General features: G+C 62.5%; 22 protein-coding genes and 1 tRNA gene. 11 read left to right on the top strand and 12 right to left on the bottom strand.

Translation table 11 applies throughout. The annotated features are described in order from the left end of the window. Nucleotides 1-32 precede the first annotated feature (32 nt). The gene (locus HJO_RS16675) at nt 33-446 is read right to left on the bottom strand and encodes a hypothetical protein (RefSeq protein ID WP_156945838.1); all 414 of its coding nucleotides are present in this window, start codon (nt 444-446) and stop codon (nt 33-35) included. Between the two features lie 51 nt (nt 447-497). Here HJO_RS16675 and HJO_RS16670 point away from each other — a divergent pair, with 51 nt between their 5' ends. From HJO_RS16670 to HJO_RS16650, 5 genes are all read left to right on the top strand, one after another. After that, on the top strand, nt 498-1,559 hold the full coding sequence (locus HJO_RS16670) for an extracellular solute-binding protein (protein ID WP_051618748.1): 1,062 nt from the start codon (nt 498-500) through the stop codon (nt 1,557-1,559). Nucleotides 1,560-1,565: 6 nt separating this feature from the next. After that, complete coding sequence (locus HJO_RS16665) at nt 1,566-3,179, top strand: ABC transporter permease (RefSeq protein WP_084142191.1); 1,614 nt, start codon at nt 1,566-1,568, stop codon at nt 3,177-3,179. Continuing rightward, on the top strand, nt 3,176-4,192 hold the full coding sequence (locus HJO_RS16660; protein WP_035619284.1) for an ABC transporter ATP-binding protein: 1,017 nt from the start codon (nt 3,176-3,178) through the stop codon (nt 4,190-4,192). The genes HJO_RS16665 and HJO_RS16660 overlap by 4 nt, the downstream gene beginning before the upstream one ends. Nucleotides 4,193-4,283: 91 nt before the next feature. After that, on the top strand, nt 4,284-5,717 hold the full coding sequence (locus HJO_RS16655) for a M48 family metalloprotease (RefSeq protein ID WP_035619281.1): 1,434 nt from the start codon (nt 4,284-4,286) through the stop codon (nt 5,715-5,717). Between the two features lie 94 nt (nt 5,718-5,811). Continuing rightward, nucleotides 5,812-6,555 (top strand): DsbA family protein, encoded by a 744-nt coding sequence (locus HJO_RS16650; RefSeq protein ID WP_035619278.1) that lies wholly within the window; start codon nt 5,812-5,814, stop codon nt 6,553-6,555. Here HJO_RS16650 and arfB read toward each other — a convergent pair. Next, nucleotides 6,552-6,986 carry an alternative ribosome rescue aminoacyl-tRNA hydrolase ArfB gene (gene arfB, locus HJO_RS16645; protein WP_035619276.1) on the bottom strand — a complete coding sequence of 145 codons (435 nt, stop codon included), beginning with the start codon at nt 6,984-6,986 and terminating at the stop codon, nt 6,552-6,554. The two genes, HJO_RS16650 and arfB, sit on opposite strands and share 4 nt — an antisense overlap. 137 nt (nt 6,987-7,123) lie before the next feature. Here arfB and HJO_RS17995 point away from each other — a divergent pair, with 137 nt between their 5' ends. The 3 genes from HJO_RS17995 to HJO_RS16630 all read left to right on the top strand — a co-directional run bounded on the left by HJO_RS17995 (nt 7,124) and on the right by HJO_RS16630 (nt 9,559). Further along, nucleotides 7,124-7,708, top strand: coding sequence for an RcnB family protein (locus HJO_RS17995; protein WP_051618746.1), 585 nt, complete (start codon nt 7,124-7,126; stop codon nt 7,706-7,708). A 448-nt stretch (nt 7,709-8,156) separates the two neighbouring features. Continuing rightward, on the top strand, nt 8,157-9,005 hold the full coding sequence (kdsA, locus tag HJO_RS16635; RefSeq protein ID WP_035619274.1) for a 3-deoxy-8-phosphooctulonate synthase: 849 nt from the start codon (nt 8,157-8,159) through the stop codon (nt 9,003-9,005). Between the two features lie 5 nt (nt 9,006-9,010). Further along, nucleotides 9,011-9,559 (top strand): rRNA large subunit pseudouridine synthase E, encoded by a 549-nt coding sequence (locus HJO_RS16630; RefSeq protein WP_035619272.1) that lies wholly within the window; start codon nt 9,011-9,013, stop codon nt 9,557-9,559. Between the two features lie 2 nt (nt 9,560-9,561). Here the strand turns inward: HJO_RS16630 and HJO_RS16625 are convergent, their stop codons facing one another. From HJO_RS16625 to HJO_RS16600, 6 genes are all read right to left on the bottom strand, one after another. Next, a complete protein-coding gene (locus HJO_RS16625; RefSeq protein ID WP_035619270.1) occupies nt 9,562-10,302 on the bottom strand; it encodes a class I SAM-dependent methyltransferase in 741 nt (246 codons plus the stop codon). Next, entirely contained in the window at nt 10,299-11,501 is a 1,203-nt protein-coding gene (locus HJO_RS16620) for a serine hydrolase domain-containing protein (protein ID WP_035619268.1), read from the bottom strand. The genes HJO_RS16625 and HJO_RS16620 overlap by 4 nt, the downstream gene beginning before the upstream one ends. Nucleotides 11,502-11,765: 264 nt before the next feature. Further along, nucleotides 11,766-14,081 (bottom strand): ATP-dependent Clp protease ATP-binding subunit ClpA, encoded by a 2,316-nt coding sequence (clpA, locus tag HJO_RS16615; RefSeq protein ID WP_035619266.1) that lies wholly within the window; start codon nt 14,079-14,081, stop codon nt 11,766-11,768. Between the two features lie 40 nt (nt 14,082-14,121). Then, nucleotides 14,122-14,478, bottom strand: a complete 357-nt coding sequence (clpS, locus tag HJO_RS16610; RefSeq protein WP_035619263.1) for an ATP-dependent Clp protease adapter ClpS — start codon at nt 14,476-14,478, stop codon at nt 14,122-14,124. A 97-nt stretch (nt 14,479-14,575) separates the two neighbouring features. Continuing rightward, nucleotides 14,576-14,977, bottom strand: a complete 402-nt coding sequence (locus tag HJO_RS16605; protein ID WP_035619260.1) for a DUF1499 domain-containing protein — start codon at nt 14,975-14,977, stop codon at nt 14,576-14,578. Nucleotides 14,978-15,137: 160 nt separating this feature from the next. Beyond that, entirely contained in the window at nt 15,138-15,572 is a 435-nt protein-coding gene (locus HJO_RS16600) for a phasin family protein (RefSeq protein WP_035619258.1), read from the bottom strand. Between the two features lie 226 nt (nt 15,573-15,798). Between HJO_RS16600 and HJO_RS16595 the strand changes: the two genes are divergently transcribed. Further along, the gene (locus HJO_RS16595) at nt 15,799-17,004 is read left to right on the top strand and encodes a D-alanyl-D-alanine carboxypeptidase family protein (RefSeq protein WP_084142185.1); all 1,206 of its coding nucleotides are present in this window, start codon (nt 15,799-15,801) and stop codon (nt 17,002-17,004) included. Between the two features lie 77 nt (nt 17,005-17,081). After that, nucleotides 17,082-18,044 (top strand): KpsF/GutQ family sugar-phosphate isomerase, encoded by a 963-nt coding sequence (locus HJO_RS16590; RefSeq protein WP_035619255.1) that lies wholly within the window; start codon nt 17,082-17,084, stop codon nt 18,042-18,044. An 86-nt stretch (nt 18,045-18,130) separates the two neighbouring features. Here the strand turns inward: HJO_RS16590 and HJO_RS16585 are convergent, their stop codons facing one another. Both HJO_RS16585 and galE read right to left on the bottom strand, forming a co-directional pair. Further along, nucleotides 18,131-18,829, bottom strand: coding sequence for an SIMPL domain-containing protein (locus HJO_RS16585; RefSeq protein WP_162173857.1), 699 nt, complete (start codon nt 18,827-18,829; stop codon nt 18,131-18,133). 196 nt (nt 18,830-19,025) lie between these two features. Next, nucleotides 19,026-20,045: a UDP-glucose 4-epimerase GalE gene (gene galE / locus HJO_RS16580; protein ID WP_035619249.1), complete on the bottom strand. Its 1,020-nt coding sequence runs from the start codon at nt 20,043-20,045 to the stop codon at nt 19,026-19,028. A gap of 161 nt (nt 20,046-20,206) precedes the next feature. On the opposite strand from galE, the gene HJO_RS16575 reads away from it, so the two are divergent. After that, nucleotides 20,207-20,280: transfer RNA gene (locus HJO_RS16575), tRNA-Ile, on the top strand. 14 nt (nt 20,281-20,294) lie between these two features. Here HJO_RS16575 and HJO_RS16570 read toward each other — a convergent pair. Beyond that, complete coding sequence (locus HJO_RS16570) at nt 20,295-21,248, bottom strand: UDP-glucuronic acid decarboxylase family protein (protein WP_035619246.1); 954 nt, start codon at nt 21,246-21,248, stop codon at nt 20,295-20,297. Nucleotides 21,249-21,279: 31 nt separating this feature from the next. Then, the gene (phhA, locus tag HJO_RS16565; RefSeq protein WP_035619243.1) at nt 21,280-22,161 is read right to left on the bottom strand and encodes a phenylalanine 4-monooxygenase; all 882 of its coding nucleotides are present in this window, start codon (nt 22,159-22,161) and stop codon (nt 21,280-21,282) included. Between the last annotated feature and the right edge of the window lie 84 nt (nt 22,162-22,245).

Here is a 22,245-nt window from a genome sequence, read left to right as displayed (position 1 = left end):
TGTCTAGGCCCATTGCCGCGAGATTAAAACGCTCAGGCGACGCTGGATTGCGTTTTCTGTGTTTCCCAGAAGTCGAGAAAGGCCTCAGCCCATGTCCGGTCCTGAAAGATCAGCCGCTTGCTGACGTGCCCGTCGGCCTCGTAGGCCGTGTGCACCATCATGTCGGGCGCATCCCCTTCGGTGTCCTCATGCCCGGAACTCAACATTCCGACAAAATCGTCGACTGCGGTTGTCAGCAGCGTGTTTTCTTCCACCGAACCCAAACGCAGGTCCACCACCACATCGTTCATCTTTTCCCCACCCCATGTTGTTCTGACCCGGAGCATGTTCTTATCCAGGCGCCAAACCGCGCCAGTTGGAAGGAACTTACCATAAAATGCGTCGATCAGGGCCAGGCTGTGCAAGATTTGGGCAAAATGTCGCTCAGATCGTTTATTGCGATTCATTCTCAACTATGTTTTGTAGCCGTCAGGCCACGCGAAGGACGGCACGTACCGATGAAATTTCCAGCACTTATCGCAACCCTCATGGTGTTCGCCGCCGCATGCGGAAAGCCTGCGGCGCCGGAATCCGCGGCTGAGGCGGCGGCCACGCCTGCCCCTGCGCAGGCGGGCGTGCTGAACGTGTATTCCGCCCGCCACTATGATTCCGACAAGGTCATGTACGATACGTTCGAGAAGGATACCGGCATCCGGGTCCGCTTTCGCGAGTCCGGTGCGCCTGAACTGATCGAAACCATGAAAGCCGAAGGTGACGCCAGCCCGGCAGACGTGATTATCGCGTCGGACGCCGGAACGCTCTACCGGTTCCAGGCCGCCGGATTTACGCAAGGCATCCAGTCTGACCTGCTGGAATCGGTGATTCCACCGCACTTTCGCGATCCCGACGGCAACTGGTTCGGCCTCGCCAAACGGGCCCGCGTGATCGTGTACGATCCGTCTCGTCTCCAGCCCGACGAGGTTGACAAGTACGAAGACCTCGCCAACGGCAACCTGCAGGGTGAAATCTGCATGCGGTCGTCCTCGAATATCTACAACCTGTCGCTGATGGGCGAATTCATCGGCCGCTGGGGCAGCGAAAAGGCCACGGCCTGGGCCCGCAGCGTGGTTGCGAATTTTGCCCGCCAGCCCCAGGGCGGCGACACGACCCAGATCGAATCCATCGCTGCAGGCGAGTGCTCGGCAGCCCTGATCAATCACTATTACTGGGTCCGCATGGCCACAGGCACGGATTCCGACCGGGCCAAGACGGCGAAGACGAAACTCTCCTTTCCCGAGCAGGACACCGTCGGTACGCATGTGAACGTCACCGCGGCGGCCGTTGCAGCCCACGCCCCGAACCGGGACAATGCCATCCGCTTCATCGAATGGCTCGCCACGCCGGAAGGCCAGAAATTGCTGACCAGCGAGACGAAGGAATTCCCGATGCTCGCAGGTGTGCCCCTGCCAGACGGCCTCGACGCGCTGCCGGACTTCAAGCAGAGCGATTTCCCGCTCGACCAGCTTGGCGTGAACCAGGCCGACGCGCAGGAAATCTACGACCGGGCCGGCTGGAACTGATCACGCTTGGCCGGCCTACCTTCCCTTCGCGGCCTCACTTTCAAGGCCAGTGACGGGCCCGCCTTCGTGGCGGGCCTTGTCATTGCAGTGCCGGTGGTCTCCACGCTCATCGCCGGGGCCATCTTCGGCGGCGGCGACGTCTGGATCCATATCCGCGACACCCTGCTCGCCGGCTACGTCGCCGGCTCCCTCGGCACGCTCGCCCTGGCCGGCCTCCTGATGCTCGCCTTCGCCGTGCCCACGGCCTGGCTGGTCACCATGTACCGTTTCCCCGGACGCGCAGTGTTCGAGTGGCTGCTGATCCTGCCACTGGCTGCACCAGGCTATGTCCTGGCCTATGCCTATGGCGACCTGCTCGGCGTTGGTGGCCCCATCCAGTCGGCCCTGCGGAACGCAACCGGCCTGGCGGCCCGCGACTACTGGTTCCCGGACGTGCACTCCCTGCCCGGCCTCGCCTTCATCCTCGCCCTCACCCTCTACCCCTACGTCTACCTCACCGCCCGCGCCGCGTTCATCTCCCAGTCCGTCTGCTCGCTCGAAGCAGCCCGCAGCCTTGGCGCCAGTGCCGCCCGCAGTTTCTGGCAGGTCGCCCTGCCTGCCGCCCGGCCCGCCATCGCCGCAGGCCTCGCCCTCGCCCTGATGGAAGCGGCCGCCGACTATGGCGCTGCCGAATACCTCGGCGTCCCGACACTGACCTTCGGCATCGTGCGCGCCTGGACCAGTTTCGGCGAGCCGGCCACCGCCGCCCGCCTTGCCCTCATCCTTCTCGGCGTCGTCCTCGCCCTCATCCTGTTCGAACGCTGGAGCCGGGGCCGGCGTGGCAGCCAGCAGAGTTCACGGCGCTGGCGCCAGGTTGCCCGCGCACCCCTCGCGCCCCCCCTCGCCCTCGCCGCAACCGCCCTCTGCGCCACGCTCTTCCTTGCCGCCTTCGGCCTGCCTGTCGGGCGTCTCCTCTGGCGCAGCCTGGAGGCCCGCGAGACCATCGCACCGATCTGGGACGCGCTGAGGAACACCCTTGTCCTGGCCGGCGCCGGCGCCGCGCTGGCCTTTGTGCTCGCTCTCATTGTCGCCCTGTCGCTGCGTGCCTCCGGCCCACTGGTCCAGTTCGCCCGCCTCGCCGCCTCGTCAGGTTACGCCATCCCCGGCGCCGTGCTTGCCATGGGCGCCCTCGTGGTGCTGGGCCTGCTGCCCTTCACCCTCACCGGCGCCTCCGCCCTGATCGCCCTCGCCTGGGTCTATGCCAGCCGGTTCACCGCCGCCGGGGCTGAACCGATGGTCGCCGCCCTTGCCCGTGCCCCCGCATCGCTCGGCCAGGCCGCCAGCAGCCTCGGGGCCTCACCCTATCGCCGCGCCCGTGAAGTCGACCTGCCCATCGCCCTGTCCGGCGCCACCGCCGGGGCTCTCATCCTGTTTGTGGAGGCTCTGAAGGAGCTTCCCGCCACCCTCATGCTGCGGCCCTTCAACTGGGATACGCTGGCAGTCCGCGCCCACGCCTATGCCGTCGATGAGCGCCTCGCTGCGGCGGCCCTGCCAGCCCTGCTGATCACCCTTGCCGGCCTCGTCCCGGTCATCTTCCTGTCCTGGCGCCTCTCCCGCGCCCGCCCCGGCGGTGCCGCATGAACGACAAGGCCAGCCTCTCAGCGCACAATGTCAGCCGCGTCTATGACGGCACCGCCGTCGTCTCCGGCGTGTCGCTGGACCTGCCACCCGGCGTCATCACGGCCCTCCTGGGCGGCTCTGGCGCCGGCAAGTCCACCCTCCTGCGCCTGATGGCTGGCCTCGAGCCTGTCGACAGTGGCGAGATACGCCTCGGCGACAGGGTGCTCTCTTCGCCCGGCCACACACTGGCCCCCGAGAAGCGCCATATCGGCCTGATCTTCCAGGACTTCGCCCTGTTCCCGCACCTGACGGCGCTGCAGAATATCGGCTTTGGCCTGGCCGACATGCCCCGCGAAGAAGCGCGCGCCATCGGCACGCAATGGCTGTCGCGGCTCGGCCTTGGTGCCCGCAGCGGCGCTTATCCGCATGAACTGTCCGGCGGCGAGCAACAGCGCGTCGCCATTGCCCGCGCCCTGGCCCCCAAGCCCGCCGCCATCCTGATGGACGAGCCGTTTTCCGGTCTCGATCCGTCCCTGCGTGGCAGCGTGCGCGAGGAGGCGCTCGCCGCAATCCGCGACGCCGGCATTCCCGCCCTCCTGGTCACGCACGACCCGGCGGAAGCGCTCGACAGCGCCGACCATATCGCGATCATGAGATCCGGGCACATCCTGCAGCAGGGCCCGGCCCGCGACATCTACCTGAAGCCGCAAGGGGCCGATATCGCCGCCGCGCTGGGGGCGGTGAACATCATGGCGGCGGCCGATATGCCCCCCGGCCTCCTGACCCCTGCGCCACCCGCCGGCAGCACCCTCGTCGTGCGCCCCGAAGGCATCCTGCTTGACGCTTCCGCGCCGGTGAAGGCACGCGTTGTGTCCAGTCGCCTGACCGGCCCGATGTCCCGCCTGGTCCTCGATGCCGGGCCAATGCGCATGGTTGCCCTCGTCCCGCGCTTCGATGCGCCAGCCGCCGGAGCCGAGATCGGCATCCGGTTCGATCCGGCACTGGCGTTCATCTTCGCGTCAGGTGCATCCTGACAAATACGTCATGCTGTGACCGGCCCCTCGCCAATTGCTGTCGGGGGTCTTAAGTTTGGATGCGAACGGTCCGAAAAGGGAGAGGCCTGTTATGGCCAGTAAATTTCTGCGCTTGGCTGCCATGGCGGCTGCTGCTGTCACAATTGCGTTCAGCGCGTCTGCGCAGAGCTTGATTCGCGATACGGAAATCGAGGAAATCCTGCGTGAATGGACCGACCCGATTCTCACGGTCGCGGGCCTTAATCCATCCGATGTCGGCTTCTACATCATCAACGATCCGACGCTGAATGCCTTTGTCGCCAACGGCCAGAACATCCATATCCACACCGGCCTGATCATCGCGGCCGATTCCCCGGCCCAGATCAAGGGCGTGATCGCGCACGAGACCTGCCACATCGCCTGCGGCCACTCGGTCAGCCGCCAGCGTGCCGCCAGCATTGCATCGCGCCCGGCCCTCGTCTCGATCGGCCTTGGCATCCTGGCCATTGCTGCGGGCGAAGGCGGTGCCGGCGCAGCCCTGATCGGCAGCTCGCAGCAGTTCGCTGCCCTCAACTTCTTCGTCCACACGCGCACCGAGGAATCCATGGCGGATGCCGCAGCGGTGCAATACCTGTCCGAACTGCATGAATCGACCGGCGGGATCGTCTCGTTCTTCGACAAGTTCCGCTATCAGGAAGTGCTCTCCGACGCCCGCCGCTACCCCTATTTCCGGTCGCACCCGCTGGCGTCTGATCGTATCCGCGCTGTGCGCCAGCTTGCCGAACAGTCCGGCCTGATGGACGCACCACCGACCGACCGCGAGCAGATGCAGTACGAGATGATGCGCGCCAAGCTGATCGGGTTCCTCGACACGCCCAACAAGGTCAACAACGAGTACCCGCCCGGCGACGATGGCGACCCGGCGCACTATGCCCGCTCGATCGCCGCGATGCAGGCATCCGACATCGATGTCGCCCTGAGAGAGATCGCCATCCTGATCGACCGGGAACCCGACAATCCGTATTTCTACGAGCTGCAAGGCCAGATCCTGTTCGAGAGCGGCCGGCCAGCCGAATCGGTCGAGCCGCACCGGAAATCACTGGAACTGAAGCCAGGCGCCCCCCTGCTGCTGATCAACTATGCCCGCTCGCTGAACGCCCGTGACGAACCTGGCGATGTCGAGGCTGCAGAAACCGCGCTGCGTGACGCCTTGATCGCCGAACCGGAGAATGCCTTTGCCTGGGCCCAGCTTGCGATCACCCTGGAAAAGCAGGACCGCCGCGCCGAAGCACAGCTTGCGACAGCGGAATCGGCCTATGCCATCGGCGATATCGTGCGGGCGAATGCGTTCGCTCACCGCGCTGTCGACCAACTGGACCGCGGCACGATCACCTATCGCCGGGCCGACGACATCCTGTTGATCACCGACCCCAGCAATCCGGACAATCGGCAATTCTACGACCGGTACAATCGCGCACCCCGTTTTTCGGTGCAGACGAATGACCGGGACATGCCGTTCGGGAATTTTGCGTCACCCGGGCGCTGATCAACTTTGCGTCAACGCAGATAGACGCTTGCCGCTCCGACCCTATACTGGCTACAGGAGTGGCGAGACCACGATCACCTGAGAGGCCCGACACATGATACGCAACCTGCTCGCTTTAGGCGCAATGACAGCAATTGTCCTGACCCCGGCCTGTGCCCAGGAATCCCGGGTGGCAACGACGGATCGCGCGGAGATCGAGCAGATCGTCCGGGAATATATTCTCGCCAATCCGGAAATCATCGAGGAAGCGATTGTCACCCTGACCGAAAAGCAGCGCATCGAAACTGCCGCCGCCCAGAAGGAAGCGATCGGGGACCACAAGGACAGGCTTTTCCGCCTGGCCAGCGACCCCTCCATCGGGCCGGACGACGCCAAGGTGACGGTCGTGGAATTCTTCGATTATCGCTGCGGCTTCTGCAAGCGTTCGGTCGACATGGTTCAGGGCCTGCCCAAGGCTTATGACGGCAATGTCCGGGTCGTATTCAAGGAATTGCCGATCTTCGGCGGGATCAGCGAAACGGCATCCCTTGCGGCGCTTGCAGCCGGCAAGCAGGGCAAGTATCGCGAAATGCATGTCGCCTTGATGGGTCTCAAGTCGAACGATGACCTCACCGAGAAGAAGATCGACGAAATCGCCAGCGAGATCGGCATCAGCGTGAAGAAAATGCGCGCCGACATGAAGTCGATGGATATCCAGAAGCAACTGGCAGACATGAAAGCCCTTGGGCGCGACCTGCAGGTTGGTGGCACACCGGGCTTCTTCGTTGGCGACACGCACATCGAAGGGGCCGATACCGACAAGCTGACCGCCGCCATCAAGGCCGAACTGGCTAGCTAGTCGTCCGTCTCGACGCTGCCCCGCAGCGACTTGATCTCTCCACGGCGCTTCTTTGACGCGATGCGGCGGCGAACGCTGCCGGCCGTGGGCCGGGTCGCGACGCGGCGCTTGGGGCGGATGGATGCCTTCAGGATCATGTGCGCCAGGCGTTTGCGGGCGGCTTCCCGGTTCAGCGGCTGGCTGCGATGTTCGCTGGCCTCGACCATGATGCGCCCGTCATTCGTGATCCGGCTGGCAAAAAGCTTCGCGAAGCGCGCCTTCACCTCTACCGGCAGCGACGACGCCTCGACCTGCCACGTCAGCTGCACGGCCGACGACACCTTGTTGACGTTCTGGCCGCCTGGTCCCGAAGCGCGCACAAAGGCTTCGCTCAGTTCCCAGGCCGGGACCGTCAACTCGCCCGATACGCGAAGATCGCCAAAATCCGACATGCAGGATCCTTAACATGGTGTTCAGGTCGAGTTCAGCCCGCAGACGCTAAAACTGCCTTAAGGTCGCACACATGTGTGGCACCTTTCGGCTGGTCCGGACATTGGTCTGGCAGCTCTCTACAGGAGGCTACGACGCCATGAAACTGTTCAAGAACCTTGCGCGCCTCTTGGCGGCAACCGCGACGGTGGGCCTGCTGGCCGCGCCGATCGCTGCAGCTGACCAGGGCAAACGCGGCCACGACAACCGTGGCGCCAGCCATTCCCGCGGACACGACAACCGCGGCAACGCCAATCGGGGCCACGATTATCGCGGCAACGCCAATCGCGGGCATGATTCCCGCGGCAGCAAGAATTACCGCGGTGACCGGAACCACAACTATCGAGGCAACGCGCACCGGGGCAACAATCATCGCAGCAATTACCGCCCCGCAAGCCGCAGGCATTATGCGCCGCCGCGCCACTCCTACCGCACCTATCGTCCGACCGTGCGTTACTATGCGCCGCCGCCCCGGGTCCGGTACGTGCCCCGCTACAATGTTGGCGGCTATTACCACCCGCACCAGCACACGGTTTATATCAATGACTATAATCGCTACGGCCTCTATGCGCCGCCGCGCGGTTATTACTGGGCATATGATTATGATCGCGGTGACGCCATTCTTGCGTCTGTCGCCACAGGCGCCATCATTGGCCTCGTGGTCGGCGTGATCGCCACGCAGTAATCGCCAACTGCCTGATTTGTCAGCAATCGAATCACGCCCGGACCTCGCGTCCGGGCGTTTTTGCACCTGCCGCCAAAAGATCACCCGAAAAGCCACTTGTTAACTTTGAATTGGCGCAAATCATGCTTAACTTCCCCCTGTCCCGGATGGTCCAGGACAAAGTCCGTGCAAGCAGCACGTTTGAAAGGAGGTGATCCATGTCGAGTGAGAAACCAGGTGAGGCCGTTGGGTCTGTGTCCTATGGTGTCTGGCTGGAGCAGCCTCCAATCAGCGCCTAGAGATACGGTAGGGCAGCTGCAACGCCGCCCGGACCTGACTAGCCCCATGGGCTCACGGAAGCCGCCCCTCGACAGGGCGGCTTCTTTGATTCTGGGCCTGAAGGTCGCGGGTTACGTTTCGGTTGAAACAGGGCTAATTGCCTTGGCACAGATTTTTCGGAGACGAGACCATGACCAGCCTGACCCACGCGACATCCGGATGGACCATCGGCACGGGCAAACCGCTTGCCGTGATCGCGGGTCTCAACGTGCTGGAAAACAAGGCCCTCGCGCTGACTGTCGGATCACAGCTGAAGGCCATCTGCGCGGAGCTGGGCCTGCCTTATGTGTTCAAGGCGAGCTTCGACAAGGCCAACCGGTCGTCGATCCATTCCTATCGGGGCCCTGGCCTGGAAGAGGGCCTGAAAATCCTGAAGGAGGTGAAGGCCGAACTGGACGTGCCGATCTGCACCGACCTGCATGACGCCACCCAGGCCGAGCCCGTCGCCGCAGTGGCCGATATCGTCCAGATCCCGGCTTTTCTCTGCCGCCAGACCGATCTCGTCGTCGCAACCGCCCGCGCAACCGCCCGGGCTGGCGGCATCGTGCAGGTCAAGAAGGCCCAGTTCATCGCGCCGTGGGACACGAAGAACATCGTCACCAAGATCGGTGAAGCGTCCGACGTCGGCGTCATCCTGTGCGAGCGCGGCTCCAGTTTCGGATACAACAACCTCGTCGTGGACATGCTGGGCATTCCGGAAATGAAGAAACTCGGCTGTCCCGTCACCATCGACGCGACACACGCCGTGCAGCTGCCCGGCGCCGACCCGCGCACAGGCGGGGCGTCGACGGGCGGGCGCCGCGACGGCGTGGCGATCATTGCGAAGGCTGCCGTGGCAGCCGGTGCCGATGGCGTCTTCCTCGAATTCCACACCGACCCCGACGCTGCGCTGTGTGACGCGCCAAGCTGCCTGCCGCTCTCGGGCGCCAAAGCCCTCCTGGCCCAACTCAAGGCGCTCCATTCCGTGGTGCAGGGATAAGTCCCGTGTCGCGTCTGATCCTGTTCAACAAGCCGTTCGGCGTCCTGTCACAGTTCACCGATGCCGGCACGGCCGGATCGCCACGCAAGACCCTGTCGGATTTCATCGACGTGCCAGGCGTCTATGCCGCCGGCCGGCTGGACCGGGACAGCGAGGGCCTGCTGCTGCTTACGGACGATGGCCAGCTGCAGAACCGCATCAGCGATCCCAAGCACAAGCTGCCCAAGACCTATTGGGCACAGGTTGAAGGCATTCCCGACGACGCCGCGATCCAGGCCTTGCGCAGCGGGATCACATTGAAGGACGGGAAGACTGCGCCGGCAAAGGCGGACGTCATCGCCGAACCCGAGAAACTCTGGCCGCGCGACCCGCCGATCCGCTTCCGCAAATCCGTGCCCGACAGCTGGATCAGCCTGACGATTACAGAGGGACGCAACCGCCAGGTTCGCCGGATGACCGCCGCTGTCGGCCATCCGACCTTGCGGCTGGTCCGCTCACGGATCGGCCACTGGCCGCTTGGCGGGCTCGCGCCGGGCGAATGGCGAGAAGTGTAAGGTCAGGCGACCGGCACGGATTTTTCATAGACCGAAACATGCATCCTGCTGTCGGCCGTGAACGGTTCTTTCCGCCACCCACCCCAGCGATGCTTCAATTGAAGCCCGGCGAGATTGGCCATGAGATCGATTTCGGCAGGCCATGCATAGCGCATCACGAGTGGCACAAGGCGCACTCCTTGCTCGGTAATGCGCATCCGCTGGAATTCGATGACCTGCTCGACGGGATCGTGGATCGCCGCTTCGAGCCACACTGACTTGAAACCGACTTTCATCGCACGCAGGCTTTGGTCGCTGCGGGTACGCTCGGCATCCGGCACGAACGTCTCGACCAGGAACGTGCCGCCCGGCTCAAGGCGTTTCGCGACATTGGCAAAACACCTCACCTGGTCAGCCTGTGATGTGAGATTGAACAACGTGTTGAAGGCAAGGAAGACATGACCGAACGTGCCGTCCGCGTCGACGTCCGCGAAATCGCCAATGGTCACCGGAACGGTATCACCGCCCGGCTTCTCCCGAAGCTTGGCCACCATCAATGGCGACCCTTCGATACCGTGCACCTCCAGGCCCGTGGCGGCCAGCGGCAAAGCAAGACGGCCGGTGCCGATGGCGAGTTCGAGCGTACGCCGCCCCGCAGCGATCTCCGCGATCAGTTCGACTGATTCGTCCGTAGTGCCCGGATCATGCAACGCATCATAGTCTTCGGCATTCAGTTCGCCAAAGGTCTCCGGGCCGAACTTCACTGGATCCAGGCTCCCGGCGCGTTGGTACGGTAGCCGATCGCCCTGTAGGCCGCATCGATCAGGCTCTGGCACCTGTCATTCAGCAGCAGGCCGCCGCCCATCTGGTTCATAGTATAACTGAAGGCAAGCCCGCATTCGGGATCAGCGAACCCGATCGAGCCGCCGGCGCCGACATGGCCAAACGCCTTGTCTCCGATGATCGCGCTGGTACCCGGGCCCAGGTTCAGCGCGCGATTGTCCATGGACTTCATGAACCCGGAAGCAAAGCGCGTCGGGATCAACAGTGTCGCATCCTTCTGGGTTGCCGTTGAAACCATCGTCATGTTGGCAAGGCGGTCAGACGAAACGAGCGTACCGTCATTGCAGGCAAGTGGCGTATACATCGCCACCTGGCCGCGAGCATTCGACAGGCCGCCACCGCCACCTATCTCGGCGGCTTGTCCCTTGCGATCATTGAAGTCCCATCCCCCCGTGTTGAGGAAGGATTTGTGCTGGATCGATTCCGGGTCCGTCATCAGCTTGACCGTGAACTCTGACGGCACGTCGTCAGGCTTCGGCTCGTACATGCGGATCGGCGCGATATGCACGTCCTCGCTTTCCGGCAGGCCCAGCCAGAATTTTGCACCCGTCTTGCTTGCCACTTCATCACGGAAGAACGTGCCGAGCGACTTGCCGGACACCCGCCGCACGAGTTCGCCAACCGTCCAGCCGAAATTGATCATGTGATAGCCGTTACGCGTGCCCGGCTCCCAGAAGGCTTCCTCGTCTGCCATCCGTTGGATCATGTAATCCCAATCGGCAAAGCCACCCGGCTTCACCGGTTCGCGCAGGGCGGGCAGCGCGCTCTCATGGTTGAGCATCATCTGGACCGTGGTCTGCTCTTTCCCGTTCCTGGCAAATTCCGGCCAGTATTCGGCGACCAGTGCGCCGGGCTTCAACTCGCCGCGGTCGATCAGGATATGTGCACACAGGGCCGTTGCAGCCTTGGAACACGAGAACACGATCGAGATGGTGTTTTCCTGCCAGGCATCGCCCGTCTCCGGGTCCGCGACACCGCCCCAGAGATCGACCAGTGTTTCGCCATTGACGGACAGGCAGACCGACGCGCCCACTTCGCCGCGCTCGGCAAAATTGCGTTCGAATTCCTCCCTCACGGCGGCAAATTTCGGGTCGCTTTTCCCTTGGACCTTGGATGGCATTCACATCTCCCTCTGAACCTTGTCCGGCCAGTCATTGGCGGCATGCCGCAGACGGCACCCTTCGCTGGACGTTTCAGAGCGTAATGTGCGCAGGCACACGGGACTTGTCCATGTCCGTCAGGACTGTCCCTCGCGTCAGCCTGTCGGACGGTGAACTTGCCCGGCGTGGCGTCTGTCGGCGACACCCCACCCTTCGGCCCAACAAAAAAGGCCGCCCGGCAATGCAGGGCGGCCTGTTTCGTTTTGGTTGGGCCCGATGCCTGGTCAGGCGGTCTCTTCCGTACTGTCCTTCTTGGCCGCGCGCTTTTTCGGCGTTTCGGCGATGTACTTGAAGGCCAGCTTGTCGGCGTCCTTCTTGTCGATATCGATCTTGACCAGGCCGCCTTTTTGGAGCTTGCCGAACAGCAGTTCCTCCGCCATCGGCTTCTTGACGTGCTCCTGGATGGTCCGCGACAGCGGCCGCGCCCCCATGTCCGGATCGAAGCCGCGCTTGGCCAGCCACTCGCGCGCCGCCTTGGTGATTTCGATGGCGACGTTGCGGTCCTCCAGCTGCACTTCCAGCTGCAGGACAAATTTCTCGACAACACGGTCGATGATCTCCGGCGTCAGGCCGGCGAACACGATCGTCGCATCAAGGCGGTTGCGGAATTCCGGCGTGAACAGGCGCTTCAGGGCCTCTTCCTGCTCGTCATCCTTGCGGCCACGGCCAAAGCCGATCGAATGTTTCGACGCATCGGACGCACCAGCATTGGTGGTCATGATGAGGATGACATTGCGGAAGTCGACCTTGCGGCCATTCGCATCCGTCAGGGCGCCATTGTCCATCACCTGCAGCAGGATGTTGAACAGGTCCGGGTGGGCCTTCTCGATCTCGTCGAGCAGCAGGACGCAATGCGGATGCTGGTCGACGCCATCTGTGAGCAGGCCGCCCTCGTCATAACCGACATAGCCGGGAGGCGCGCCGATCAGGCGTGAGACCGTGTGGCGCTCCATGTATTCCGACATGTCGAAGCGCAGCATCTCGACGCCCATGATGGAGGCGAGCTGCTTGGCGACTTCGGTCTTGCCGACGCCGGTCGGGCCGGTGAACAGGTAGGAGCCAATCGGCTTGTTCGGTTCGCGCAGGCCCGCCCGGGCGAGCTTGATTGACGCCGACAGCGCAATGATCGCTTCGTCCTGGCCGAAAACCACCCGCTTCAGGTCGCTCTCGAGCGATTTCAGCGCCGTGACGTCGTCGCTGGATACCTGCTTCGGGGGGATGCGTGCGATCTTGGCCACGACGGCTTCGACATCGCGGATCCCGACCTGCTTCTTGCGCTTGCTCGCCGGCAGTAGCCACTGTGCGGCCCCGGCTTCATCGATCACGTCGATTGCCTTGTCCGGCAGCTTGCGGTCGGTGATGTAGCGGTCCGACAATTCCACGGCGCCCTTGATGGCGTCATTGGTATAACGCAGGCCATGGAAGTCTTCGAAACGGGATTTCAGGCCGGTCAGGATCTTGATCGCATCCGGCACGGTCGGCTCGACAACATCGATCTTGCGGAACCTGCGGCTGAGTGCCCGGTCCTTCTCGAAGTGTTGCTTGTATTCCTTGAACGTCGTCGAGCCCATGCAGCGCAGGCCGCCACTCTGGAGCGCAGGCTTCAGAAGGTTCGACGCATCCATCGCGCCGCCGGAAGTTGCCCCGGCGCCGATGATCGTGTGGATCTCGTCGATGAACAGGATCGCTTTCTCCTGCTGCTCGAGTTCCTTCATGACGGATTTCAGGCGTTCCTCGAAGTCACCCCGATAGCGCGTGCCAGCCAGCAGCGCGCCCATGTCGAGCGACCAGATGATGGCTTCGTCCAGGATGTCCGGCGCTTCGCCGTCGACAATCTTTTTCGCGAGGCCCTCGGCGATGGCCGTCTTGCCGACGCCCGGGTCACCGACCAGGATCGGATTGTTCTTGTTGCGGCGACAGAGCACCTCGATGCAGCGGTTCACTTCCATGTCGCGGCCGATCAGCGGATCGATCTTGCCGGCACGCGCCTTGGCATTCAGGTTGACGCAATAGGCATCGAGCGCCTCGTGCCCCTGCTTGACGGGTTCCTCGTCGCCGCCTTCCGCCCCGCGCGGGCTGGTCGGGCGCGACATGCCGGGCTGCTTGGCCACACCATGCGAGATGAAGTTCACCGCGTCATAGCGGGTCATGTCCTGCTCCTGCAGGAAATAGGCAGCATGGCTTTCGCGTTCGGAAAAGATCGAGACCAGCACGTTCGCGCCGGTCACTTCATCGCGGCCCGAACTTTCGACATGCAGGATCGCGCGCTGGACCACGCGCTGGAACGCGGCGGTCGGCTGAACGCGCCCTTCGCTTTCCTCAAGGATCAGGCTGGAGAGTTCTTCGTCGATATAGCGGACGAGATCGCCGCCCAGGGCTTCGATATCGACCTTGCACGCACCCATGACTTCGCGGGCGTGCTCGTCTTCCGTGAGCGCCAGGAGAAGGTGTTCCAGCGTGGCATACTCGTGGTCGCGTTCGGACGCGAGTGTGAGCGCCTTTTCGAGAGCGGTTTCGAGGGAGTGAGACAATCGTGGCACTTGGGGGGACCTTTCAGGGGTCGAGTGAAGATAGGCAGTTCTAGTCGTCTTTCTCCATAACGCATTGGAGAGGGTGTTCATGTCGTTTCGCCAGGTCAAGCACCTGAGCGACTTTTGTTTCCGCCACTTCGTAGGTGTAGACGCCGCAAAGGCCGACGCCCTTCTGGTGAACATGAAGCATGATCCGGGTCGCCTGCTCCCGCGAGCGATTGAAATACCGCTCCAGGATATAGACGACGAATTCCATCGGCGTGTAGTCGTCGTTCAGCAGCAAGACCCGGTAAAGCGAGGGCTTTTTTGTTTTCACCCGCGTCTGGGTGACGATATCGACACCAATGCCGTTACCATTGCCCGGTGGATTTCCGGAGGGCGGTCCGGGGACACCAGGATCACTCATCCGGGTCAAATCAGGTTTCCTGCTCATGGCCATAAGATATACGTTCCTGAGAGAGATTGAAGGGATGAACGATATCAAAAGCATGTCGTGCCTGCTTTTAGGGCATCGAGAGCGCACCGAGCAGTGCGTTCACGCGCTTCGCATTGGTACCGAAATCGGAGTGCCCGATGCGCGACCCGGAATAGACTGCCAGCGTTGACTGGCCCGGATGGCCGCTCACCGGCAGCACCTGGATGTCGATATCGTCCTTGAATTTCATCACCCGCGTTACGGCAACAAAGCTGATCCGGCCGCTGCCTGGATCGGACGCCTTGATCTGCCAGTCGTTGCGCGCGGCAATCATGTCCATGAGGTCGTCGAACAGGCTCGCCGGTGTGCGGTCGAACACAGGGGCCGACTCGTCCGGGTGTGCCGTATCGGCAAACCCGTCGGGCGCCACCAGCCAGTTGTTCGGCTTGCGCTGACGTTTGAACGTCTGGAAATCGATAAAGTCTGTCATGGCGTCACCGTAATTTAGTTTGCAGCACTTGCCACGAACAAATTCGGGACTGGCGGGAAAAGCCCCGGCCAAACGAAAAGAACCGGGCCAATCAGGCCCGGCTCTTCCAATCTACTCACTCTACTGCCTGGCGGGATCAAACCCGCCGGACCTTCGGAGCCTATTTCGTGGTCCATGCCGACAAAGGCTTGGCCGCGTCGCGCCATGCAAGCATGCAAAGCTCAGCTTGTGCGTTCATCTCTGAAGTATACGCCGAAAAAAGCGATTTTGCAAAGCCGGTCTGGATTTCCATGGCCTGGCGCGGATCCTTGACACTGGTCAGGGCCTGGCTGGCCTCAACGCCCTGTTCGAGCGTGCGGGTGAAAAAGTCCATGTTCCGGCTTCCCAGCGTGCGCATCACTTCCGTCGAAGCGGAAGCGCGCTCTGCCAGGGTCTTCATGCCGCCTTCTGCAAAGGCGCCCAGCGTGCTGGCGAAACCTGTCAGTTTCTCCATGCTTTCATCAGCCATTTTTGTGGCAGCTTCAGTCGAATAAGCCTCGGCTTTCGCCTTCGGTGCAGTTTTTGCCTTTGCGGCAGCTTTCGGTGACTTGGCCATGAGGACATCCTTTTTGTCTTGTGTGTGACAATATAGCCGAAATTCTCGCATATGCAACATAAATTGTGCACCGCAACATAAGCAAACGCGCACGAATTTTGCACAAACACGGCACGGTCGCCCAAATTTGATGTCCGAGCCTGTGTTAAGGTGTGGTCAATGGATTTGGACGACCCTATCGTAAACCTCGGGCGGTTTGGGGTTCACTTTTCGGAGGACGACCACAATGAAACTGAGTGCCGGAGCTGCCGCCATCAAAGCCTTTGCCTTCCTGGCTGTCCTGGCTTCGACAGCCTTGTGCGCCCCGTTGGCCTCTGCCGAGAAGTACGCGTCCATTGTGATCGACGTCGACACCGATGAAGTGTTGCATGCCCGAAATGCTGACGAGGCCCGCTATCCTGCGTCGCTGACCAAGGTGATGACCCTCTACATGCTGTTCGACGCAATGAAGGCTGGCGACGTGTCGCTGAACGAACGCCTGCCCGTGTCGCGCTTCGCCGCCAGCCAGGCCCCGTCCAGCCTCAAGCTCAAGCCGGGCTCGCACATCACCGTCAAGGATGCCATCGGCGCAATCGTCACGAAGTCGGCCAATGACGTCGCCGTCGTGATCGCCGAACGCCTTGGTGGAACCGAAAGCCGCTTTGCCCAGCTGATGACCATCAAGGCCCGGAGCCTTGGCCTTGAAAACACGACATTCGTCAATGCGTCCGGCCTGCCCGACAGCCGCCAGATCACGACCGCTCGCGACCTCGCCGTCCTGGCGGAAGCGATGCTGTCCGACCATGCCGACTATTACCACTATTTCTCCAACCCGCGCTTCGCGTGGGGCGGCAAGACCTACAAGAACCACAATGAACTGCTGGGCACCGTCGACGGCGTTGACGGCATCAAGACCGGTTATACCCGCGCGTCCGGCTTCAACCTGATGACGTCCGCCAAGCGGGACGGTCACCGCATCGTCGCGATCATGCTGGGCGGCAGCACCTCGAAATCGCGCAACGCCCATGTCGAAGCGCTCGTCGAGGCCGCGTTCGACGCGCTCCAGATGCCTGTCGACCCGGCAAACCCGGCTCTCCGGACCGACCTCGCCTTCGCCGCTATCAATAACCCGGTCAATCCGAATGGCGCCGCCGAGCCCATGCTGAACGGCCAGCGCCTCAGCGTGATCACTGCCGCCAATATTGCGCCCCCGCCTTCGGTACGGCCTGCACCGGTCCTGATGGCGACCGTCGAAGCGCCTGTCGAACCTGTGCAGGAAGAAGAAGACAGTGACGAAGAAATTCTCGTCGCTGACCTGGCCTCCGCCTCGGACGCAGACATCGAGCAGGGTGACGCAACGCCGACAAATTTTGCCGAAGCGACGGTCATCATCCCGGCTGGTCGCCCGGCCTTCTCGATCAGCGAATACGAATCCCGCCAGCTGCAGCGCTGAGCGCAATTCACCCGAAGGCTTGACCTTGCCGGCCGATCAGGCAGACGCCTTGGTGGAATGCCTTTAGGGAGCCACCCTTGAAACCCGATTCCGAAATCGACCTCGCCCGCAATGTCATCCGCATCGAGCGCGATGCCCTCGAACAGCTGGAGTCCAGTCTTGACGACACGATCATTCGCGCCGCCGACCTGGTCATGGCAACCGACCGCTATGTGATAGTCGCAGGCGTCGGCAAGTCCGGGCATATCGGCCAGAAGATTGCCGCCAGCCTGGCCTCCACCGGCACGCCCTCGTTCTTCCTCCACCCGACCGAAGCCAGCCATGGCGACCTCGGCATGATCGTCCCGGGCTCTGTCGTGCTCGCCATCTCCTATTCCGGCGAAAGCCGCGAGATGGTCGACCTGCTGCGCTATTGCCGCGCCAACACCGTTCCCGTGATCGGGATGACTCGGGCGCCGGACTCCACGCTTGGCCGCCTGGCGGATGTCGTGCTGCGCTTGCCGACGGTCGCAGAAGCCTGTCCCAACGGCCTTGCCCCCACCTCGTCCACAACCATGGCACTCGCCCTCGGCGACGCCCTGACCATTCTCCTGATGGACCGTCGCGGCTTCAGCCGGGAAGATTTCGGCACCCGCCACCCCGGCGGCAAGCTTGGCCGCTCCCTCCAGACCGCAGGCAGCTATGTCACTGACCGACCGGACGAACTGCCCGTCGTGATGACCGACGCCAGCGTGCAGGACGTGATCCTCGCCGTCTCCGAAGGCCGCAAGGGCTGCGTCGCGGTCCTCGCCGCCGATGGCCGAATGGTTGGCATGGTAACGGACGGAGACCTCCGCCGCGCCATGCTCGCCGGCAAGCTCGGCGACAATGCCGGTGCCGTGATGACCCCCGACCCGCGCACCATCGCCCCCGACGAACGCCTTGCCGTGGTCATCAAGCGCCTCAGCGAACACCGCATATCGAACGCCTTCGTCGTCGAGGACGGGCGCCCGATCGGTATCATCGACATGAAAGACCTGCTGGCCGAAGGCTACCTCTAGGGATCGCCTGCGTCCGGGCCGGTCGTGCCCCCAACACACCCTTGCCCCACCCCCGGCCGCACCGGCCGGAGGCGGGTGGGAAGGCCTTACTTCACCAGTTCAAACTGGATGTTGACCCGAGCGGTGTAACCGACTTCGCCACCGGAAATGGGTGTCGAGGCGTCCATCGCGGCTTCCTTGCGCATCGACATCATTGCCATCGGCTGGGGGCTGTAATCGCCGCCTTCAGCCATCGTGACGATCCGACCGACCTTCAGCCCGGCTGCGGTCGCGTACAGCTTTGCCTTGTCGAAAGCGGCGGCCACGGCCAACCGGCGCGCCTCGTTGCGCACTTCGTCATCTTCGTCGATCGCAAAGCTGATACCCGAGAAAGTATTCCCGCCAGCCGAGACCAGGCTGTCCAGCGTCTCGCCAAGATTGTCGAGGTCGCGCACCTTTACCGTCAACTGGTTCGAGGCGGTGTACCCGACAAGGCGCTGCTCGCCCCGCGTGCGGCCCTTGCCTTCATTGATTTCGACATAGTCATAGCGCGGCTGCAGCGAGAAGTTCGACGTTTGCATGTCCTTCTTTTCGACACCGGCCGTCGCGAGCGCGTCGAACACGCCGGTCATGGCATTGGCCTGCTGCTGCATGGCGGCGACGGCCGTATCGGCATCGGCCTGCACCCCCGCCGTAATGAAGGCGATGTCAGGCGCCCGCATGACCCGCCCCTCTGCCGACACATCCAACGTGGTTTCCGGCTGGATCGAGTTATGGTTCATCATGGGGTGACCCGTTTCGGCCATGGAGGCTCCCTTCGCTACAGTTGGCATCTGCGCACAGGCGGCAGGCATGAGTGCAAGCATGCATGCACCCATCGCGACGATCAGAGTTCTTGGTTTCTGCATTTTACGAGATCCATTGATTGCGGTTGGGCTTTTTCCCAAAGGATTAAGGCCGCAAAACGGCAAAAGTTTCCCCGAATCCCAAATTTATGCCGGTTCAGCTGGCCGAGAAGCCGTGCGGGTTCTGGCTTTGCCAGGCCCACTGATCGCGGCACATGTCGGCCAGATCAAATTCCGCCCGCCAGCCGAGCAGCGACTCGGCCTGGCTGGGATCCGCCCAGAACGCGGCAATGTCGCCCGGGCGCCGCGGTGCGATGTTGAGCGGGATGTCACGGCCGCTGGCCTGTTCGAATGCCCGCACCAATTCCAGCACCGATGAACCGTGCCCCGTCCCCAGGTTGACCGTGATCGGGCCAGGTGCACGGCTGAACCGGTTGAGCGCCAGGACATGTGCCCGCGCCAGATCGACCACGTGCAGGTAGTCGCGCACGCCCGTGCCGTCGACCGTGTCATAATCATCGCCGAACACGTTCAGCGCCGGGCGTCGGCCTACTGCGACCTGCGCCACATACGGCATCAGGTTGTTTGGAACGCCGTGCGGGTCCTCGCCGATCATGCCGCTTTCGTGGGCACCGATCGGATTGAAGTAGCGCAGGATTGCCACGTCGGTCATAGCGCCTGACGCAATCAGATCGTTCAACATCAGCTCGACCGTCAACTTTGTCTGGCCGTACGGATTGGTCGGGCTCAAAGGGTGGGTCTCGGTATAGGGCAGGAACACCGGCTCGCCGTAGACCGTGGCGCTGGAACTGAAGACAAATTGCGCGGTTCCGGCGTCGATCATCGCCGTCAGCAGGCTGTGCGTGCCGATGACGTTGGCGCTGTAGTATTCAAGCGGCCGGGCCACCGAATCGCCAACTGCCTTGAGGCCGGCAAAATGGATAACCGCCTCGCAATTGTGCTTTTTCAGAATGTCGGTGATCTGCGCCGTGTCGCGCACATCGGCCTCGTAGGATGGAAGTTCGTGGTTCGTGAGCCGCCGGACGCGATCCAGCGCAACCGGGCTGCTGTTCACGAAATTATCCACCACAACGGGTGAATAGCCGCGTGCAAGCAACTCGACACAAGTGTGCGTGCCGATATAGCCCGCGCCGCCCGTGACCAATACTTGCTTCATTCTGGCATCCTTTCAGGCGAATTCTGCCCGATCAATACGGTTTTTCCACCCACCGGGGTTTCGGGGCGTTCTAGCGCAGAAAGAATGCAAATTCCTGACCAAGCAGCCTGATTTGCGCCATTGCCAGCACAGTTGGGCCCGCTTAAACGGGAACGGCAGTGGGGCCTGTAGCTCAGTTGGTTAGAGCGGACCGCTCATAACGGTTTGGTCGCAGGTTCGAATCCTGCCGGGCCCACTGGCAAAACCGCCCTATGGCATGGCGAGTATTTCTTTCTCGAAATAGGCGATTGTCGGCTTCAATCCCTCGTCCAGCCTGACTGTAGGCTCCCAGCCCAGCTTGTCGCGGGCGATCGTGATATCCGGCTGGCGCTGCTTGGGATCATCCTGAGGCAGCGGCCGGTGCACCAGTTTCGATTTCGAGCCGGTCAGGTCGATCACCCGCTCCGCCAGTTGGCGGATCGTGAACTCGCCCGGATTACCGATATTGACCGGCCCGACGAAGTCCGGTCCCGTTTCCATCAGGGAGACGAGGCCCGTCACCAAGTCGGACACATAGCAGAAGCTGCGTGTCTGCTCGCCATCGCCATAGAGTGTGATGTCCTCGCCCTTCAGGGCCTGCACGATGAAATTCGAGACGACCCGCCCGTCATTCGGGTGCATGCGCGGGCCATAGGTATTGAAGATGCGCGCGACCTTGATATCGACCTTGTGCTGGCGGTGATAGTCGAAGAACAGCGTCTCGGCGCACCGCTTGCCCTCGTCGTAACAGCTGCGCGGTCCGATCGGATTGACGTTGCCCCAATAATCCTCGGTCTGCGGGTGGATTACCGGATCGCCATACACTTCCGAGGTCGAAGCCTGGAGAATGCGCGCCCGCGTCCGCTTGGCAAGACCCAGCATGTTGATCGCGCCGTGCACGCTGGTCTTGGTCGTTTGCACCGGATCGAACTGGTAGTGGATCGGGCTTGCCGGACAGGCCAGGTTGTAGATCTGGTCGACTTCCACGAACAGCGGGAAGGTCACGTCGTGACGCATCACCTCGAATTTCGGATTGTCCAGCAGGTGCGCGACATTGGTTCGCCGCCCGGTGAAGAAATTGTCGACGCACAGGACTTCGGCCCCCGTCTCGAGCAGGCGCTCGCACAGGAATGAGCCTATAAAGCCGGCGCCGCCGGTGACGAGGATGCGAGGGACGTAATGCATCGTGCCGGGGTGCGGGCTTTTTCCGGAACGGTCAAGAGGGCTCGGCGACAGCGCCGCGCTTGTGGAAATAGGCGAGTGTGCCGCGCTGTATCACGTCGTCGCCCGGCGCGATGTCGTGCGCTTCGAAATCCGGCTTGTCCTTCACCTCGGCATAGACATTGCCGAAGTCCTTGTAGCAGGCCTCCAGAAGGGCGTCGAAACTGTCGATCACGAAATAGGTCTGCTGGAAATCATCGATGATATATTTGGTGCGCATGATCCGCTGCAGGTCGAAACCGACGCGGTTCGGGCTGGCATCTTCCAGCGCAAACACAGTCTCGTTCGGGCTCGACAGGATGCCAGCGCCATAGATGCGCAACTCTCCGGCCTCGCGAATCAGGCCAAACTCCACCGTGTACCAGTACAGCCGCGCCAGGTTGTGCAGCTGGCCCAGCTCGATCGCACGTTGCCCGCCCTTGCCATAGGCTTCCATGAAATCGGCGAAGACCGGATTGGCCAACATCGGGACATGGCCGAAAATGTCGTGGAAGATGTCCGGCTCCTGCAGGTAGTCGAACTCGGCTTCGGGCCGGATGAACGCACCCGCCGGAAAGCGGCGGTTGGCGAGGTGATTGAAGAAGATTTCGTCAGGCACCAGCTCGGCCACCGGGACAACGCGCCAGCCCGTGATCGCTTCGAGTCGGTCGGACAATTGCTCCATGTCCGGGATGCCAGACGCCGAAAGTTCCAGTGCTGACAGCGCATCGAGCACGGTCTGGCAGGCCCGGCCCTGTGTGACATCCAGCTGGCGGCGGAACAACCTGTCCCACCTGTCGTGCTCGGCGGACGAATAGGACCCCCAGTCCTGGTCAATGGTGAAATCGGCCGCGCGGGGCGCGTCATGATATCGGTTCTTGGCAGCGGTTGTGAGCATGAGCCAGTTTAACAAGATTCTGGAAAAGGTTCCAGTTGTAACTATTTTGTGGAATTCTGAATGCTCAGGCACTGTAGCGATGCG

Origin of the sequence: Hyphomonas johnsonii MHS-2, assembly GCF_000685275.1 — a bacterium.
Classification (GTDB): domain Bacteria; phylum Pseudomonadota; class Alphaproteobacteria; order Caulobacterales; family Hyphomonadaceae; genus Hyphomonas; species Hyphomonas johnsonii.
This window is presented reverse-complemented; position numbering and strand designations above follow the sequence as displayed.

What these genes read in the sequence shown, in the direction of transcription:
- HJO_RS16675 (WP_156945838.1), bottom strand. Translation starts at nt 446, where the DNA reads ATGAATCGCAATAAACGATCTGAGCGACATTTTGCCCAAATCTTGCAC.
- HJO_RS16670 (WP_051618748.1), top strand. Translation starts at nt 498, where the DNA reads ATGAAATTTCCAGCACTTATCGCAACCCTCATGGTGTTCGCCGCCGCA.
- HJO_RS16660 (WP_035619284.1), top strand. Translation starts at nt 3,176, where the DNA reads ATGAACGACAAGGCCAGCCTCTCAGCGCACAATGTCAGCCGCGTCTAT.
- HJO_RS16655 (WP_035619281.1), top strand. Translation starts at nt 4,284, where the DNA reads ATGGCCAGTAAATTTCTGCGCTTGGCTGCCATGGCGGCTGCTGCTGTC.
- HJO_RS16650 (WP_035619278.1), top strand. Translation starts at nt 5,812, where the DNA reads ATGATACGCAACCTGCTCGCTTTAGGCGCAATGACAGCAATTGTCCTG.
- arfB (WP_035619276.1), bottom strand. Translation starts at nt 6,986, where the DNA reads ATGTCGGATTTTGGCGATCTTCGCGTATCGGGCGAGTTGACGGTCCCG.
- HJO_RS17995 (WP_051618746.1), top strand. Translation starts at nt 7,124, where the DNA reads ATGAAACTGTTCAAGAACCTTGCGCGCCTCTTGGCGGCAACCGCGACG.
- kdsA (WP_035619274.1), top strand. Translation starts at nt 8,157, where the DNA reads ATGACCAGCCTGACCCACGCGACATCCGGATGGACCATCGGCACGGGC.
- HJO_RS16620 (WP_035619268.1), bottom strand. Translation starts at nt 11,501, where the DNA reads ATGCCATCCAAGGTCCAAGGGAAAAGCGACCCGAAATTTGCCGCCGTG.
- clpS (WP_035619263.1), bottom strand. Translation starts at nt 14,478, where the DNA reads ATGAGTGATCCTGGTGTCCCCGGACCGCCCTCCGGAAATCCACCGGGC.
- HJO_RS16605 (WP_035619260.1), bottom strand. Translation starts at nt 14,977, where the DNA reads ATGACAGACTTTATCGATTTCCAGACGTTCAAACGTCAGCGCAAGCCG.
- HJO_RS16600 (WP_035619258.1), bottom strand. Translation starts at nt 15,572, where the DNA reads ATGGCCAAGTCACCGAAAGCTGCCGCAAAGGCAAAAACTGCACCGAAG.
- HJO_RS16595 (WP_084142185.1), top strand. Translation starts at nt 15,799, where the DNA reads ATGAAACTGAGTGCCGGAGCTGCCGCCATCAAAGCCTTTGCCTTCCTG.
- HJO_RS16585 (WP_162173857.1), bottom strand. Translation starts at nt 18,829, where the DNA reads ATGGCCGAAACGGGTCACCCCATGATGAACCATAACTCGATCCAGCCG.
- galE (WP_035619249.1), bottom strand. Translation starts at nt 20,045, where the DNA reads ATGAAGCAAGTATTGGTCACGGGCGGCGCGGGCTATATCGGCACGCAC.
- HJO_RS16570 (WP_035619246.1), bottom strand. Translation starts at nt 21,248, where the DNA reads ATGCATTACGTCCCTCGCATCCTCGTCACCGGCGGCGCCGGCTTTATA.
- phhA (WP_035619243.1), bottom strand. Translation starts at nt 22,161, where the DNA reads ATGCTCACAACCGCTGCCAAGAACCGATATCATGACGCGCCCCGCGCG.